This window comes from Sphingopyxis selenitireducens (assembly GCF_051550705.1).
GTDB lineage: Bacteria > Pseudomonadota > Alphaproteobacteria > Sphingomonadales > Sphingomonadaceae > Sphingopyxis.
Genome location: NZ_JBPULG010000003.1, coordinates 459,522 through 475,889 on the forward strand (window position 1 = coordinate 459,522; position 16,368 = coordinate 475,889).

A 16,368-nucleotide genomic window follows, 5' to 3' on the forward strand; every position below is an offset into this window, starting at 1 on the left:
ATCGGCCTGTCACGACTTTCTGGCCTATACCAGTTGACCGCGGAGGGGGGTGATTCGGATGCGATGCGATCCGTCGAACCCGACTGATCGGTCAAACGTGAAATCATCCAGGGAAACCGATCATGCAATCCTTCTGTCAGCGGACCGCTCGTTCAGCCTTTCGCCTATCTGCCTCCTGCTTTGCACTTGCGGCCACATGCGCGTCTGCCGCGGCATATACCGAGGGCGACGAAGCCGGCGAGGCCATCGTCGTAACCGGCCAGCGGCTCAGCACCGAGACGTCGATCGGAGCCAAGCGCGCTGCCGAAAATGTCGTGGACGTCATCGCGGCCGACGATCTGGGCAAGCTTCCCGATGCCAATGTCGCGGATTCGCTGGCGCGCATTCCGGGTATCTCGGTGATCGTCAATCAGGACACGGGCGAGGGCGAATTTGTTACGGTGCGCGGTCTTGCGGGGACCTATAATGCCGTGTCGATCAACGGTGTTCGCGTCGCGCAGACCAATCCGGACAGCCGCGACGTATCGCTGACCGTTCTTCCGCCCAACGGCCTTGCAGAGGTTCGCGTGACGAAGACGCTGACGCCCGATCAGGACGGGGACGCGATAGGCGGCACGATCAATTTCCGGACTCCCACGGCTTTTGATTTCAAGGATCGCACGATAATCCGCCTTTATGGGGCCGCAGGTATCAACCAGCAGGCGGACAAGGCCGGAGAGAAGGCGGCCAGCTATCAGCTGCAGGGCGATTTTGGCACCCGGTTCGCCGACGATCGGTTCGGCATCTTCGCGTCAGCCAATTACGGCGTGTCCCACGGCAACGGTCAGGAAACCGAGAATAATGGCGAGTGGGAACCCTATAATTGGCGAAAGGACAGCGAGGAGGTCATTGACGAGAGCAATATGCATCTTCCGGGCATCAACCTCGACTATCGACGCCTGAAACAGACACGCTACGGCGGGAATATCTCGTTCGACTATCGCGGCGATGCCACCCAGCTTTATTTGCGGGGTCAGTATTCGCGGCAGGAGCAGCGCGGGACCAACGATGTCACCGATTATCGCAACCGGCCGACCCCCCGCCTGACACAGGTGAATGTGGAAGACCGGAACCTGGCGCAACCCGACGCGATGATCGTCGGAGAAGATCCGGTTAAGGGGAAGGTATACGGCTATACGACGGCGCAGATTATCGATCGCGACGGCGACGGGATTATCACCGATGCCGACGGCAGCAGCAATGGCTATTGGTCGTTGAATGGCCGTTCGGGCGTGTGGGATCCAAAGCAGTTCCAGTTCGCCCGCAGTTTCGGAACGATCAATCTCGACCAGACGCTGTACACGATCAATGGTGGCGGCAGCAGCCAGTTGGGCAAGCTGACCCTGGACTATGAACTCAGCTACTCCGGCGGTGAGCGCAGCAACCCCGACAGCTATTCGATCGGTTATAATTGCGACAAATGTGCCTGGCCGCTCAATGCCACGGGCATCGATTGGGTGTCGAGCGATCCTCGCTTTCCAAAAGCCGGTCTGCCCGCCTTTGCTCGCTTCGTCGAGATGGATTCCTCACTGCTTCCCTTCGATGGCGCCTCGCACGAGCGCAGCAAGCAGACCGACAACCGCATCGCATTCAGGATGGACGCGCGGTATGACGTCGGCGGCGTGCTCGATCATGTGAAGACGGGCGTCAAATTCATGCAGTCGAAGCGGAAATATGACAGCATCCGCCTGTTCGATGGCGATTTTGCGGGAACCCCGCTCGACGGACTGAACCTCGAACAATCGGGGCTGGTCGACAAGGAGGTCACCAGCATGCTGGGCGGCCAATATTATTATGGCGATGTGTTCAGCCGGGATGCGGTGATCGCCGCGATCAGAGCGGCCGAACAGGTCAATCCTTTCGATCCTGACGATATGGATCAACTGGCGGACGACAAGAGATCGACCGAGAAAGTCTATGCGGCCCATGCACTGGCCAATTTCGATTTCGACGCGCTGAGGGTCATCGCCGGTGCCCGTATGGAGCGCCGGGAGACGCACAATGTGTTCTGGTCGGAAGATGGTGCCAACAGCGGGTTCGATACGACCGATCGTGGCTATAATGTCCTTCTTCCCAGCGTAAACGCCATCTGGCGCCCTTCGCCGAAAGCCACGGTGCGAGCCGCGATCTGGACGGGCTATTCGCCGCCTGAATATGGCTATATCTCCGCCGGCCAGAGCGTGACGCGCGAGCCGGGGACGGGCGAGATCATCGCTATCAGCCGCGGTAATCCCGACCTCAAGGCGGCGAGAGCCGTCAACTTCGACCTCTCGGCGGAATATTATCCGGACTCGTCGAGCATCATCTCGGCGACCGCCTATTACAAGCATATCCGCAATTTCATCTTTACCAACGGCAGCGAGGTTCCCGCGACCACGTCAAACGGCACGATCGAGATCACCCAGCCGCAAAATGGTGAGGTCGCCAAAGTCTATGGCATGGAACTGAACTTCATAAAGTCCTTGCAGGGGCTGCCGGAGCCGTTCGACGGTTTCGGGGTCGAGGCCAATGTGACCGTGCAGCACAGCGAAGCGGAAACGGGCCTCGCCTATCGAAGGGGCCGCCCGATCCGCCTCGTGAACACGCCGCATCTTATGTACAACGCAGCTGTTACGTTCCAGAAATACGGGATCGAAGCGAAGCTTTCCTACAATTATCGTGGTAAGTTTATCGAGGATATGCGCGACAATGCCGTCGACAAATGGGTCCGGCCCAACAAGAGCCTCGATTTCCACTCGCGCTTTCATTTGACGGACCAGTTCGCTGTCGATTTCGATGTCGCCAATATTCTGGGCGGCTGGAAATACTGGACGACCAAAGGCGACAATCCGTCGTACATGAAGGATTATATGGAGCCGGGCCGCACCTTCCTGGCGCGCGCCAGCTACGTTTTCTGATCAGCCATTTTTTCTGACAGAGGCTCGGCCGCTATCCGTTTCAATCGGATAGCGGCCGAGCATCGCAGCTTGACCGCGTCCCATAGCCTCGGCAAATCTTCCCCATGCGCCAAAGCACAGACATGATCGCCATGGAAAGCAAGCCAGGAGAGCCGGCCGGGCCGCAATATCTTGCGCTGCGCGATCAGATCGCATTCAATATCGAGATTGGCAAACTGCCGCCTGGCGCGCGCCTGCCATCGGAGCGGCAACTTCAGACCAGTGCCGGCTTTGCGCGTGGCACCATCCGCCAGGCGCTGGCGCAGCTGGAAGCCGAAGGGCTGATCTATCGCCGTGACCGATCGGGCTGGTATGTCTCTCCGCCCGCGATCACTTATGATCCTACCCGCTGGGCGGGTTTTATGGCCTATGTCGCCGAGCAGGGCCGGACGCCGTCCACCATCACGATCGCGAAGCGGACGGTGAATGCGAGCGCCATGCTGGCCGATATTTTTCGGGTCGCGCCGGGGACTCCGCTCTACGTGATCGAACGCATGCGGACGATCGATGGCCGCCCCGTTCTGGTCGAGCGTATCACGGTCGACCCCAGCCTGGCACCAGGCCTGTCAGATCACAACCTCGACGGCTCGCTGACGCAGATTCTCAAGCAGGAATATGGCGTGGTGGTCGCACGTAACCGCGTCGATATGCGACCGTGCGCGCTGGAGAAAGAAGCGGCCGAAGCGCTGGGAACCAAGCCGGGCGCGCCGAGCCTGATCGTCGTCCGAACGAGCTTCGACGATAATGGGCGTGTGGTGGAATATGATCAGGAATTCTGGCGCCACGACGCCATCCGCGTCCATGTCGACCTGTCGGTGCGCAGTGAGTCAGACGTCTGATCTCCACGCTCCAGCGGTGTCGGCTCGCGGCGCTGCGGCGCGCCAATCCCGGACCAATCCACTTTGTTAATGGGTGTCCGTAACGACCGCATATGGCGGACGGATGCGCTGTTCACCTGTTTTCCGGACGATCACGCCGAGATCAGGCGACCGATCGGCGGAGATGGAGTTTCTCGACATGGAAGCAGAACCACGCCGCGGAGCAGACAGCCAGCACCGACACCGCAGCGGCGGTGAAATAGGCGCAATGGATGTAGAAGGTCAGCCAGTCCAGCGATGGCGCGGCGAGGCTGCGATACAGCAGCAGGGCCACGCTTCCCACATAGCCTGAACTGTCGGCGATATAGATGAGGAAGCCGGCGTTGCCCGCATGTCCGAGGGTCGCGATCATTCGATCGAACAGCATCGCATTGAAGGGCGTGTAGGCAAAGTAAAGCCCCGCGCCCGTCAGGATCATGTAGGGAAGCGGGCCGACCCAACCCTGCTGGAAGGCGAAGGTCGACAGCCCCAGGATCAGAGCGCCCAGCAAAATGATGCCGTGCATCGCCAGCAAAGCGCGCATGTTGTTTCGGATCAGCATCAGCGCGCCCAGCGCCGCCAGAGCGACGATCGCGACCGGCAATTCGGAGGCGAAAAAGACCGAAGCGACACCGGCCTGACCCATCGCTGCCCAAAGCTCGGCCGCGAAATTGTCTCGAAAATCGCGGATGGCCGTCAACATGACATAGCCGGCGACAAGCAGCAGCATCGCGACACCATGGTCGCGAAGGAATCTCGACCGGTCCGCCGCGCGCATCGGGACGCGGGCCGTGCGCTCGGCGATGTCGCGGGCGTCGGGCGGCGGCATCCGTTCGAGCAGCCAAAGCGACAGCAACAAGAGCGGCGAGAACAGCGCTCCCGTGACGGCGGGCATCCAGAACTCGTTGACGCCCCATCCCATGACGAGAATCGCGACCGATTTGACGACGCCCGACGACAGGATGAAGCTGGCGCACAGGAGCGCGCCCATCGCTTCGGAGGCGCGGCGCCCCTCGACATAGCTGAAAACCAGTCCCCAGATCATGCCCAGCGGGAGACCGTTGAGGAAAAGGAAGACGATATTCCACGGCGATGGCACCAGCCCGAACAGGAGCAGCGCAATCCACGAGATGCCGATCAAGGTCAGAATGGCACTGGCCCGCCCGGTGCGCCCGAACTCGGCGATCACCCGAATGCCGATCAGCTTCGACAAGGCGTAGCCAATCACCTGAGCGATCAGCAATGTTGTCTTGTAATCCAGATCGAAGAAGAGATCGGGTTGATCCGCGAATGTCGCCGCCGCGAAAGGTTTGCGGAACGCGTACATCGAAAAGTACGCGCAGAAAGCTGCGACGGCGCCCGCGCCGAGCGAGATCGCTGTGGATCGGGGCGCTTTTGAGAGGAGTTGCTGCACATGGTTTTCCAGATCGAGTGTTTGATCTGGTATGGACCAGTATTGGGTCAATATGGTGACATGGTGCAGCGTTTGAAGAGGCCATGCCGGACCATGGCCGCTTGAACGTCGCTGTTCGTGCCGATTCCTCTACGCGATATCTGTCGCCGCTATCGGCCATCGCCCCGATCTGAAAGCAGATCGGGTTCGTACCGCAGCCTCGCCAGAATGGCGGGGGCCAAAATGACGGGACAAGGCCTCAGTCGATGGTGCGCGCCAGTTCGCGGTTGAGCCAGAGCGCGACGAGCGTACCGATTGCGCCGGACAGCAGATAGGCGCCGGCGGCGATCAAGCCGAACTGGCTGGACAGCCAGAGCGCGACGAGGGGGGCAAAGCCGGCGCCGAAGAGCCATGCGAGGTCGGAGGTGAGGGCCGAGCCCGTATAGCGATGACGCGGCTGGAAGTTCGATGACAGCGCGCCCGACGACTGGCCGAAGGAGAGGCCGAGCAAGGCAAAGCCCAGAATCATGAACGTGGCTTCGCCAACCTCGCCGGCATCGAGCAATTGCGGAGCGAAGCCGCTGAAGGCCGCGATGGCGGCGGCGGTGACGCCCAGAACGGTCCGTCGTCCGACCCGATCGGCGAGATAGCCCGAGGCGATGATCGAGAAGACGCCGACGACCGCGGCAACCGCCTCGATCATCAGGAAGCGGACGGGGGTCTCTTCAGTGAAGAGGAACACCCATGACAGCGGATAGACCGTCACCATGTGGAACATCGCGAAGCTGGCGAGCGGGGCGAAGGTGCCGATGACGATCGTCTTCCACTCCGAGCGCACCGTTTCGAGCAGAGGCGCAGGTTGAAGGTCCCGATTCTCGAAGAGTTCGGCATATTCGGGCGTCACGACGATGCGGAGCCGGGCGAAGAGCGCGACGACGTTGATCGCAAAGGCGACGAAGAAGGGGTAGCGCCAGCCCCATTCGAGGAAGTCCTGTGCGGGCAGCGCCGAGATCAGGAACATGAAAAGCAGGCTGGCGACGATCAGGCCCAGCGGCGCCCCCAGTTGCGGGATCATCGCGTACCAGCCGCGCTTCTTTTCGGGGACGTTGAGGGCGAGCAGCGAGGCCAGCCCGTCCCATGATCCGCCCAGTGCGACGCCCTGACCCATGCGGAAAAGCGCGAGAAGCAGCGCCGAGCCGATGCCGATCGAGGCATAGCCGGGCAGGAAGGCGATGGCGGCGGTCGATCCGCCGAGCAGGAAAAGCGCGATCGTCAGCTTGGCGCCGCGCCCGTAGGCGCGGTCGATCGCGGTGAAGATGATGGTGCCGACGGGACGTGCGGCAAAGGCGAGGGCGAAGATGGCGAAAGACCAGAGCGTGCCTTCGAGCGGCTCCATATAGGGGAAAACCAGCTTCGGGAACACGAGCACCGATGCGATGGCATAAACGAAAAAGTCGAAAAATTCCGACGTGCGGCCGATGATGACGCCGATTGCGATTTCGGCCGGCGCGATCGGATGACCGTCGTCGTTGAGCGCGCGCGCGTCGCGTTCGGCCTGGGTGGTGGGCACGGTATCGGCAGACATGGTGTCGCGGTCCTGCATCGGGCGCTGTCCCAAATGTCCGAAGAGACAGCGCGAGTCGGTTTATAGGGCAAAGGCCCGATTCATGGAAAGGCCCCTGCGTCATTGATGACGATCAAGGGATTGGACAAAATGTCCTATGTGCGGTGCAGCAAAGCGGGCCTAGGCGCGCCGGATGGCCATAAAGCTCTCCCGCTCCGCCGGTCGATTCCGGCTTTTGTCCCTGATTGCGACCCTGCCGCTGCTCTCCGGCTGCGGCATGGTGGTGCTCGACCCCGCGGGCGATGTCGCGCGCCAGCAAGGCGATCTGATCGTCCTCTCGACCGTCCTGATGTTGCTGATCATCGTGCCGGTGATGGCGCTGACCGTCTTTTTCGCGTGGCGCTATCGCGCTGCGAACAAGGAGGCGACCTATAAACCCGACTGGGATCATTCGACCCAGCTGGAACTCGTCATCTGGGCCGCGCCGCTGTTGATCATCATCTGTCTGGGCGCGGTGACGTGGGTCGCGACGCACCTGCTCGACCCCTATCGCCCGCTCGCGCGTACCGCGCCGGGGAAGCCGGTCGCGGCGGATGTGAAACCGCTCGACGTTCAGGTCGTCGCGCTCGACTGGAAATGGCTGTTTATCTATCCCGAACAGGGCGTCGCGACGGTGAACGAGCTGGCCCTGCCGGTGGACCGGCCGGTCCGGTTCCGCATCTCTTCCTCTTCGGTCATGAACAGTTTTTATGTGCCTGCGCTGGCGGGACAGATTTACGCGATGCCCGGCATGGAAACCAAGCTGCACGGCGTCTTCGACAAGACGGGAGAGTTTGAAGGTTTCTCGGCCAATTATTCGGGCTGGGGCTTTTCGAATATGCGTTTCGCGGTGAAGAGCCTGCCCGCGGGCGAGTTCGACAAATGGGTCGCGACCACCAAGGCATCGGCCGAGGGCGATTTGAGCCGCGATGCCTATCTGACGCTGGAAAAGCCGACGCAGAAGGAACCCGTCCGCCGCTTTGCCGCGAGCGATCCGCAGCTGTTCGACGCGGTCGTGAACATGTGCGTCGAGCCCGGCAAGATGTGCATGCACGACATGATGTCGCTCGACGCCGCAGGCGGGGCAGGGATCGCGGGCATCCAGAATATCCGGCAGGTCACTTACGACAAGTTCGCCGCGCGCGGCACCGCCGAGACCGCACGCTGGAGCATGCGCTATGTCGCCGCCTATTGCAGCGCGCCGGTGATGTCGAACGACCGCCCCGAGGCGAAGCCGGTCGCCCCCGAAAAGCTGAAGGGCGAGGGGCTGCCGGTCCCGGCGAAGCCCGAGCGCACGGCGCAGAATGCCGCCGCCGCCCGCCCGATGTCCTGAACCGAGCCGAGATCATCATGACCATTCCGCATCCCTCACCCGAAACCGGCCCGTTCCTTGGCAAGCTGTCGCTGGAGGCGCTGCCTCTGCACGAGCCGATCCTTGTCGCGACCTTCATCGCGGTGGTGATCGGCGGCATGACCGTCATGGCCCTGATCACCAAATATGGCCTTTGGAGCTATTTGTGGAAGGAATGGTTCACCACCGTCGATCACAAGCGGATCGGGATCATGTACATGATCCTCGGCCTTATCATGTTCCTGCGCGGCTTTGCCGATGCGATCATGATGCGCATCCAGCAGGCGATGGCGTTCGGCGGGTCCGAGGGATATCTGAATTCCCATCACTATGACCAGATCTTCACCGCCCACGGCGTGATCATGATCTTCTTTGTCGCGATGCCGTTCATCACCGGGCTGATGAACTATATCGTTCCGCTCCAGATCGGCGCGCGCGACGTCAGCTTTCCCTTCCTCAACAATTTCAGTTTCTGGATGACCACCGCGGGCGCGGTGCTGACGATGGTTTCGCTGTTCGTCGGCGAGTTCGCGCAAACGGGGTGGCTAGCCTATCCGCCCTTGTCGGGCATCTCATACAGTCCCAATGTCGGGGTCGATTATTATATCTGGGCGCTCCAGATAGCCGGCGTCGGGACGACATTATCGGGCATCAACCTGATCGTCACGATCCTGAAGCTGCGCGCCCCCGGCATGGGGCTGATGAAGATGCCCGTCTTCACCTGGACCAGCCTGTGCGCGAACATCCTGATCGTCGCATCCTTCCCGGTGCTGACCGCCGTCCTCGCGCTGCTCGGGCTCGACCGCTATGCCGGGACCAATTTCTTCACCAACGACCTCGGCGGATCGCCGATGATGTATGTGAACCTGATCTGGATCTGGGGGCATCCCGAGGTCTATATTCTGATCCTGCCGCTGTTCGGCGTTTTCTCCGAGGTCACGTCGACCTTCTCGGGCAAGAAGCTCTTCGGCTATACGTCGATGGTCTATGCGACGGTGTGCATCACCATCCTGTCGTACCTCGTCTGGCTGCACCATTTCTTCACCATGGGGTCGGGGGCGAGCGTCAACAGCTTCTTCGGCATCACGACGATGGTGATATCGATCCCGACGGGGGCCAAGCTCTTTAACTGGCTTTTCACCATGTATCGCGGACGCATCCGCTTTGACCTGCCGATGATGTGGACGGTCGCCTTCATGCTGACCTTTGTCGTCGGCGGGATGACCGGCGTGCTGCTTGCGGTGCCGCCTGCCGACTTTGTGCTGCACAACTCGCTGTTCCTGATCGCGCATTTCCACAACGTGATCATCGGCGGCGTGCTGTTCGGGCTGTTTGCGGCGATCAATTACTGGTGGCCCAAAGCCTTTGGCTTCAAGCTCGACGTGTTCTGGGGCAAGATCAGCTTCTGGTGCTGGGTGGTCGGTTTCTGGCTTGCCTTCATGCCGCTCTATATTCTGGGCCTGATGGGGGTTACCCGCCGGATGCGCGTGTTCGACGATCCGAGCCTGCAGATCTGGTTCGTCATCGCCGGCATCGGCGCGGCCGTGATTGCCGTGGGTATCGCCGCCATGCTGATCCAGTTCGCGGTCAGCATCTGGCGCCGCGACGAGCTTCGCGACGAAAGCGGCGATCCGTGGAACGGCCGCACGCTCGAATGGGCGACCAGTTCGCCGCCGCCCGACTATAATTTCGCCTTCACCCCGGTGATCCACGATCTGGATGCCTGGCACGACATGAAGCGGCGCGGGCACGACCGGCCGGTTGCGGGCTTCCGCGACATCCACATGCCGAGCAACACCGGCGCGGGGATCATCCTGTCGGGCATCAGCCTGGTCATGGGTTTCGCGCTTGTCTGGCATATCTGGTGGCTGGTCGGCGCGAGCTTTGTCGCCCTGATCGCCGGTGCGATCATCCATACCTTCAACTATAAGCGCGATTTCCACATTCCCGCCGCGACCGTTGCGGCGGTCGAGGATGCGCGCACCCGCCAGCTGGCGGCCGGAGCCTGATGTCATGAGCACGACAACGCTGCCCGCAACCGCCGAACCCGTCTCCTTCTATGAACTGAACGAGCATCCGCATCCCGAAGGACACAGCACGATGCTGGGGTTCTGGATCTATCTGATGAGCGATTGCCTTATCTTTGCGATCCTCTTTGCCTGCTATGCGGTGCTCGGCGGCAGCTATGCCGCGGGCCCGGCGCCGAAGGATCTGTTCGACCTCAAGCTCATCGCCCTCAACACCGCGATGCTGCTTTTCTCGTCGATCACTTACGGTTTCGCGGTGCTGGCGATGCAGCAGGGCAAGCTGCGCCTGACCCAGATCTGGCTGGGCGTCACCGGCCTGTTCGGCGCCGCCTTTCTGGGGATCGAGCTGTATGAATTTCATCACCTGATCGAGATGGGCGCGACGCCGCAGCGCAGCGCCTTTCTGTCGGCCTTCTTCACGCTGGTCGGCACCCACGGGCTGCACGTCACCTTTGGCCTCATCTGGCTGATCACCCTGACGGTTCAGCTGTCGAAGCACGGGCTGATCGCCGCGAACCGCCGCCGCGTCATGTGCCTGTCGATGTTCTGGCACTTCCTCGACGTCATCTGGATCGGCGTCTTTACCTTTGTCTACCTCATGGGAATGCTGCGATGAGCCCTGACCATCACTCCGCCGACGACGGGCATCACGAAATCGAGATGCCGCATGCGTCGATGCGCGACTATGCGATCGGTTTCGTGCTGTCGGTGATCCTGACCGCCATTCCATTCTGGCTGGTCATGACGCGCCCGATGGAGGCCGGGGCGACGGCCGCGATCATCATGGCGTTCGCGGTGGTTCAGATTGTCGTCCATATGGTCTATTTCCTGCACATGACGCCGAAGGCGGAGGGCGGGTGGTCGATGACCTCGCTCGTCTTCACGATCATCGTCGTCGTGATCATGCTCGCGGGATCCTTATGGGTGATGCACCATCTCAACACCAACATGATGCCGATGCCGCACGACGTCAGCCAGCTGCCGTGACGCGCGCCCGCCGCGCAGCGTTTGCCGCGGCGGCACTGGTTCTGACAGCCTGCCTCGTCGCGCTGGGCGTGTGGCAGCTTGAGCGGCGTGCGTGGAAGCATGATCTGGTCGCGGCGGTCGAAACGCGCAGCCATGCCGAACCTGCAGCGGCGCCGGGACCGGCGGAATGGCAGACCGTCAGCGCCGCCAGCCATGCCTATCGCCGCATCCGCGCGACCGGACGCTTCGACCATAGCCGCGAGACGCTCGTCCAGGCGGTGACCGATCGCGGCGGCGGATATTGGGTGCTGACGCCGCTCGAGACGCCGGGTTTCACGCTGATCGTCAACCGGGGTTTCGTTCCGCCGGAGCGGCGCGATCCGGCTACACGCGCCGAGGGCAATCCCTCCGGCGCGGTGACCGTCACCGGCTTGCTGCGCGTCACAGAGCCGGGCGGGGCCTTTTTGCGATCCAACGACCCTGCGGCCGGACGATGGTATTCGCGCGACATCGCCGCCATCGCGAAGGCGAGGGGACTGGACCATATAGCGCCCTATTTCATCGATGCCGACGCCCGGCCCAACGCCGGCGGCTATCCCGTCGGCGGGCTGACCGTCGTGCGCTTTTCCGACAATCATATGGTCTATGCGCTGACCTGGTTCGCCCTCGCCCTGCTCGGCCTCTTTTTTGCATGGCGCCTGTGGCGTCCGGCGCCGCGCGGGTCCAATATGGCGGACGAATGAGCAAGGTCGTCACCCCATCTGTCGCGCTTCCCGAGGCCGACGCCGGACGCCGCAACATGTCGCTGCTGATCCAGCTGCGCTGGCTTGCGGTTGGCGGCCAGTTGCTGACGATCCTGTTGGTGAGCATGGCGATGGATATCCGGCCGCCGCTGGCCCCGCTGCTGGGCGCGATTGCCATTCTCATCGCGATCAATCTGGCCAGCCAGTTGCTGTTGCAGCGCGGCCGCGCGGTGACCAATATCGAACTGACCGCGGTGCTGCTGTTCGATGTGGCGGTGCTTGGATGGCAGCTTCATCACAGCGGCGGCCTCGCCAATCCTTTCGCCTCGCTCTTCCTTCTGCAAATCGTGATCGGTGCGATCCTGCTGACGCCGCGTTCATCGTGGATGATCGTTGCGGCGACGCTGGTGACGCTCGCTGCGCTGCGCATCGACCCGACGCCGCTGGTCCTGCCGCCCGCCTATGTCGACGATCCGATGGGCCTGTACCTTGCGGGCAGCCTTGTTTGCTTCGTGCTGATCGCGGTGCTGCTGGTCGCTTTCGTCACGCGGATCAGCCGGAACCTCCGCGAGCGTGACGCCGCGCTGGCCGCCAGCCGTCAGCGCGCGGCGGAAGAGGATCATATCGTGCGCATGGGCCTGCTGGCTTCGGGCGCGGCGCATGAACTGGGGACGCCGCTTTCGACGCTGTCGGTCCTGATCGGCGACTGGAAGGCGGTGCCGCGCCTGGCCGATGACCGCGAGGTGCAGGAAGATCTTGTCGAGATGGATGTGGCGGTCCGGCGCTGCAAGGCGATCGTCAGCGGCATTTTGATGTCGGCGGGCGAGGCGCGGGGCGAGGCGCCCCAGCTGACGACGATGCGTGCTTTTCTGGGCGAAATGGTTGCGCACACCAGTGCGGTGCGCCGGCCCGGCACCATCGTGTTCAACGATCGCTTCGGCGCCGATGTCGCCATCGTGTCGGACCCCGCCCTGCGGCAGGTGATCGGCAATGTTCTGGACAATGCCGCCGAAGTGTCGCCCGACTGGACCAGCATCTCGGCATCGCGCGATGGCGATATGGTGGTGATGGAGATCGCCGACCGGGGGCCGGGATTCAGCGAAGACATGCTCGAAAGCTTTGGCCAGCCCTATCGTTCGACCAAGGGGCGGCCGGGGGGCGGGCTGGGGCTGTTCCTGTTGGTCAATGTGCTGCGCAAGCTGGGCGGTAATGCCAGCGTATCCAATCGCGATGCGGGGGGCGCTCTGGTACGAATTTTCCTGCCGATTTCGTCGCTGGCACGGCCGGATGGAGAAGCGTCATGAGTGACAGAAGGCAGCTGTTGATCGTCGAGGACGACGAGGCCTTTGCGCGGACGCTCAAACGCTCGTTCGAACGGCGGGGCTATGATGTGCGCGTGGCGCACAGTCCCGAAGAACTGGCGCATGTGCTGGAAGATTATCGTCCGGGCTATGCGGTCGTCGACCTCAAGCTTGGTGCCGCATCGGGGCTGGCCTGCGTCCAGACGTTGCGGGCCGTCGACGCCGCGATGCGGATCGTCGTGCTGACGGGTTTCGCCAGTATCGCCACGGCGGTCGAGGCGATCAAGCTGGGCGCATCCTATTATCTGGCCAAGCCGTCGAACACCGACGATATCGAAGCGGCTTTCGACCGCGCCGAGGGCAATCCCGAAGCCCCGCTCGATGGCCGCCAATCGTCGATCAAGACCGTCGAGTGGGAACATATCCATCAGACACTGGTGGAAACGGATTTCAATATTTCCGAAACCGCCCGCCGCCTCGGCATGCACCGCCGCACGCTGGCGCGCAAACTGGAGAAGCGGCAGGTACGGTGATCCGCGGGTAGGTACGGCGGCGGGGTTGGTTTATCCTTCGCCGACACATGCGACAAAGGCGGCCGGAGCCGCCTTTGTGCGTTTCGCCTTTGGCTGGTCAGGCCGGCGCGGTCCGGCGGCGGGCGGCCTTGACCGCGGCGTAGCCGAACAGCGCGGCGACGATCAGCAGCGCGCCCTGTGCTGCCACGAACGGCCCTTCGGTTCCCGTCGGCGCCAGCGCATTGAGCGCGGGCACTTTGAGGAAGGACTGCACAACCAGCACGAACAGGTTGAGATAGAGCGCGAGGGTGGCGGTGATCGCATAGGTGGTCGCGGCTGCACCGGCGAGCTTGCGGCCATAATAGGCCGCGAAGGCGATGATCAGGATCAGGGTCGAGAGGATGCCCACTCCAAGCGCTGGGGTGAAGGCGACGATCGGGAAGAGGAAGCCGGTCAGGCTGGTGAGCAATGTCGTCCACAGGAATATGCCGGTAGTGCGGGGGAGGAGGCGCCCGCGCGCGAAGGCGGGGAGGGCGACAAGGCCCGTTCCGATGCCGATCAGACTGATCGCGACATGGAGCGTGGTGAACTGCGGGATGGTCAAACCGAATATCATCTTACGTCTCCTTTGATGAGGAGGCGCAGTCCGGGGACCGCGCCTCGCATATTGTCAGCTGTTGATGAAATCGAGAAGGTCGGCGTTGAACCGGTCCTGATGGGTGACGGTCAGGCCATGGTCGGCGCCTTCATAGACTTTGAGCACCGCATGTTTGACGATCTTCACGGTGGACAGCGCCGCGGCGCCGATCGGCACGATCTGGTCGTCGTCGCCGTGGAGGACGAGGGTAGGCACGTCGAATTTCTTCAGATCGTCGGTGAAGTCGCTCTCTGAAAAGGCGCGGATGCTATCGAGAAGACCCTTGAGGCCGCCGTTCATCCCCTGACGGACGAAGTCGTCGCGAACCGCCTCGGACACCAGTGCGCCGTCGCGGTTATAGCCGTAGAAGGGGAGCGTCAGTTCCTTGAAAAACTGCGGCCGGTTGTCGAAGGTGCCCTTGCGGATGCCGTCGAAGACGTCGATCGGCAGCCCGCCCGGATTGGCTTCGGTCTTGAGCATCAGCGGGGGAACCGCGCCGATCAGTGCGACCCTGGCGACGCGGTTCGTGCCATGGCGGCCGATGTAGCGGGTGACTTCGCCGCCGCCGGTCGAGTGGCCGACGAGGATGACGTCCTTCAGATCCAGTTGTTCGATCAGTTCGGCCAGATCGTCGGCATACTGGTCCATATTGTTGTTTTCCCAGACCTGATCCGAACGGCCGTGGCTGCGGCGGTCATGGGCGATGGTGCGGAAACCCTGGTTGGCGAAAAACACCATCTGGGCATCCCATGCGTCGGCGCTGAGGGGCCATCCGTGCGAAAAGACGATCGGCTGGCCGTCCTTCGGGCCCCAGTCCTTGAAGAAGATGTTGGTGCCGTCTTTGGTGGTGATCGTGGTCATGATGTCGGTCCTTCCGTCGTGTGCGAGGCGGCTTCGTCTGCCGGTGAGACAAGAGATAGGCCGGTGTGGACTTGATCGGGATTGGCGTAAGCGACATTATGCGGTTCGATTCCGACAAAGGAGGCGACATGGCCAAGGTAAAAGTGCCGGACGCGAAGGTCGCGCTCGTCGAGGTCGGGATGATGCTCTATCCCGACTGCCAGATGGGAATGGTCCTCGGGATTACCGATTTGTTCCATATCGCCGGACGTTTCGCGGTCGACCATGGCCGCGCCCCCGTCCGCATCAGCCATTGGCGGTTGCAGGAGGGTGGAGGCTTTGCGCGCTGTTATGATAGCCATCCGGACGAACCGGCCGGCAATTCGCCGACGGTGCTGATCGCGCCCGGAAGCCTGCACAAGCTGCTCGAGGCCGACGAAGTGGCACCTTATGCACGCTGGCTGCTCGATCGCCATGCGCAGGGGACGACACTGGCGTCCAATTGCGGCGGGGCTTTTGCGCTGGCTGCAACGGGCTTGCTCGCCGGACGTCCGGCGACGACGCACTGGTTTTTTGCAGAGCAGTTCCGCGAGCGCTTTCCCGACGTGCGGCTGGAGTCCGACCGGATGGTGATCGACGACGGCGATATCGTGACGGCGGGCGGGCTGATGGCGTGGACAGACCTGGGCCTGCGGATTGTCGAGCGGTTGCTGGGGCCGACGGTGATGATGGAGACCGCGCGCTTCCTGCTGATCGACCCCGGTGGGCGCGAGCAGCGCAATTATGCGAGCTTTGCCCCGCGCCTGACGCATGGCGACGAGGCGGTGCTGAAGGCGCAGCACCTCCTGCAGGCGAAGGAAGGCCGCGTTGGCGGCGTCAGCGAGCTGGCGGCCGAGGCCGGGCTGGAGGAGCGTACTTTCCAGCGTCGTTTCAAGGCCGCGACGGGGATGACGCCGATCGAATATTCGCAGCATTTGCGCGTCGGCAAGTCGCGCGAGCTATTGGAGTTTACCAGGCGGACGGTCGATCAGATCGCATGGAGCGTCGGTTATGAGGATGCCGCGGCATTCCGGAAGCTGTTTCACCGGATCACCGGCCTGTCGCCCAACGAATATCGTCAGCGCTTCTCGACCGAGTCGATCCAGCGCGTGGCATGATCTGAC

14 protein-coding genes are annotated in these 16,368 nt (G+C 62.4%); 10 read left to right on the plus strand and 4 right to left on the minus strand.

Translation table 11 applies throughout. The features are described 5' to 3' along the window. Nucleotides 1-122 precede the first annotated feature (122 nt). Both ACSYDV_RS12215 and ACSYDV_RS12220 read left to right on the plus strand, forming a co-directional pair. On the plus strand, nucleotides 123-2,936 hold the full coding sequence (locus ACSYDV_RS12215; RefSeq protein ID WP_438324087.1) for a TonB-dependent receptor: 2,814 nt from the start codon (nucleotides 123-125) through the stop codon (nucleotides 2,934-2,936). A 122-nt stretch (nucleotides 2,937-3,058) separates the two neighbouring features. Further along, nucleotides 3,059-3,814: a UTRA domain-containing protein gene (locus ACSYDV_RS12220; RefSeq protein ID WP_438324088.1), complete on the plus strand. Its 756-nt coding sequence runs from the start codon at nucleotides 3,059-3,061 to the stop codon at nucleotides 3,812-3,814. Between the two features lie 142 nt (nucleotides 3,815-3,956). Here ACSYDV_RS12220 and ACSYDV_RS12225 read toward each other — a convergent pair whose 3' ends face one another. Next, nucleotides 3,957-5,159, minus strand: a complete 1,203-nt coding sequence (locus tag ACSYDV_RS12225) for a DUF5690 family protein (protein WP_438324089.1) — start codon at nucleotides 5,157-5,159, stop codon at nucleotides 3,957-3,959. A gap of 325 nt (nucleotides 5,160-5,484) precedes the next feature. Continuing rightward, nucleotides 5,485-6,810 carry an MFS transporter gene (locus tag ACSYDV_RS12230; RefSeq protein WP_438324090.1) on the minus strand — a complete coding sequence of 442 codons (1,326 nt, stop codon included), beginning with the start codon at nucleotides 6,808-6,810 and terminating at the stop codon, nucleotides 5,485-5,487. A 172-nt stretch (nucleotides 6,811-6,982) separates the two neighbouring features. Between ACSYDV_RS12230 and cyoA the strand changes: the two genes are divergently transcribed. Genes cyoA through ACSYDV_RS12265 form a run of 7 tightly spaced genes read left to right on the plus strand, consistent with a single transcriptional unit; the run spans nucleotide 6,983 to nucleotide 13,749 of the window. Then, nucleotides 6,983-8,161: a ubiquinol oxidase subunit II gene (gene cyoA / locus ACSYDV_RS12235; protein ID WP_438324092.1), complete on the plus strand. Its 1,179-nt coding sequence runs from the start codon at nucleotides 6,983-6,985 to the stop codon at nucleotides 8,159-8,161. Nucleotides 8,162-8,178: 17 nt separating this feature from the next. Further along, complete coding sequence (cyoB, locus tag ACSYDV_RS12240; RefSeq protein WP_438324093.1) at nucleotides 8,179-10,188, plus strand: cytochrome o ubiquinol oxidase subunit I; 2,010 nt, start codon at nucleotides 8,179-8,181, stop codon at nucleotides 10,186-10,188. Nucleotides 10,189-10,192: 4 nt separating this feature from the next. After that, nucleotides 10,193-10,822 (plus strand): cytochrome o ubiquinol oxidase subunit III, encoded by a 630-nt coding sequence (cyoC, locus tag ACSYDV_RS12245; protein WP_438324094.1) that lies wholly within the window; start codon nucleotides 10,193-10,195, stop codon nucleotides 10,820-10,822. After that, nucleotides 10,819-11,193: a cytochrome o ubiquinol oxidase subunit IV gene (gene cyoD, locus ACSYDV_RS12250; protein ID WP_438324095.1), complete on the plus strand. Its 375-nt coding sequence runs from the start codon at nucleotides 10,819-10,821 to the stop codon at nucleotides 11,191-11,193. Before cyoC ends, cyoD begins: the two co-directional genes overlap by 4 nt. Continuing rightward, nucleotides 11,190-11,915, plus strand: a complete 726-nt coding sequence (locus tag ACSYDV_RS12255) for an SURF1 family protein (RefSeq protein ID WP_438324096.1) — start codon at nucleotides 11,190-11,192, stop codon at nucleotides 11,913-11,915. The genes cyoD and ACSYDV_RS12255 overlap by 4 nt, the downstream gene beginning before the upstream one ends. After that, entirely contained in the window at nucleotides 11,912-13,219 is a 1,308-nt protein-coding gene (locus ACSYDV_RS12260; RefSeq protein WP_438324097.1) for an ATP-binding protein, read from the plus strand. Before ACSYDV_RS12255 ends, ACSYDV_RS12260 begins: the two co-directional genes overlap by 4 nt. After that, entirely contained in the window at nucleotides 13,216-13,749 is a 534-nt protein-coding gene (locus tag ACSYDV_RS12265; RefSeq protein ID WP_438324098.1) for a response regulator transcription factor, read from the plus strand. Before ACSYDV_RS12260 ends, ACSYDV_RS12265 begins: the two co-directional genes overlap by 4 nt. 97 nt (nucleotides 13,750-13,846) lie before the next feature. Here ACSYDV_RS12265 and ACSYDV_RS12270 read toward each other — a convergent pair whose 3' ends face one another. Continuing rightward, nucleotides 13,847-14,344 (minus strand): hypothetical protein, encoded by a 498-nt coding sequence (locus tag ACSYDV_RS12270; RefSeq protein ID WP_438324099.1) that lies wholly within the window; start codon nucleotides 14,342-14,344, stop codon nucleotides 13,847-13,849. Nucleotides 14,345-14,398: 54 nt separating this feature from the next. Then, nucleotides 14,399-15,226 (minus strand): alpha/beta fold hydrolase, encoded by an 828-nt coding sequence (locus ACSYDV_RS12275; protein WP_438324100.1) that lies wholly within the window; start codon nucleotides 15,224-15,226, stop codon nucleotides 14,399-14,401. A gap of 128 nt (nucleotides 15,227-15,354) precedes the next feature. Here ACSYDV_RS12275 and ACSYDV_RS12280 point away from each other — a divergent pair, with 128 nt between their 5' ends. Next, on the plus strand, nucleotides 15,355-16,362 hold the full coding sequence (locus ACSYDV_RS12280; RefSeq protein WP_438324101.1) for a GlxA family transcriptional regulator: 1,008 nt from the start codon (nucleotides 15,355-15,357) through the stop codon (nucleotides 16,360-16,362). Nucleotides 16,363-16,368: the final 6 nt, after the last annotated feature.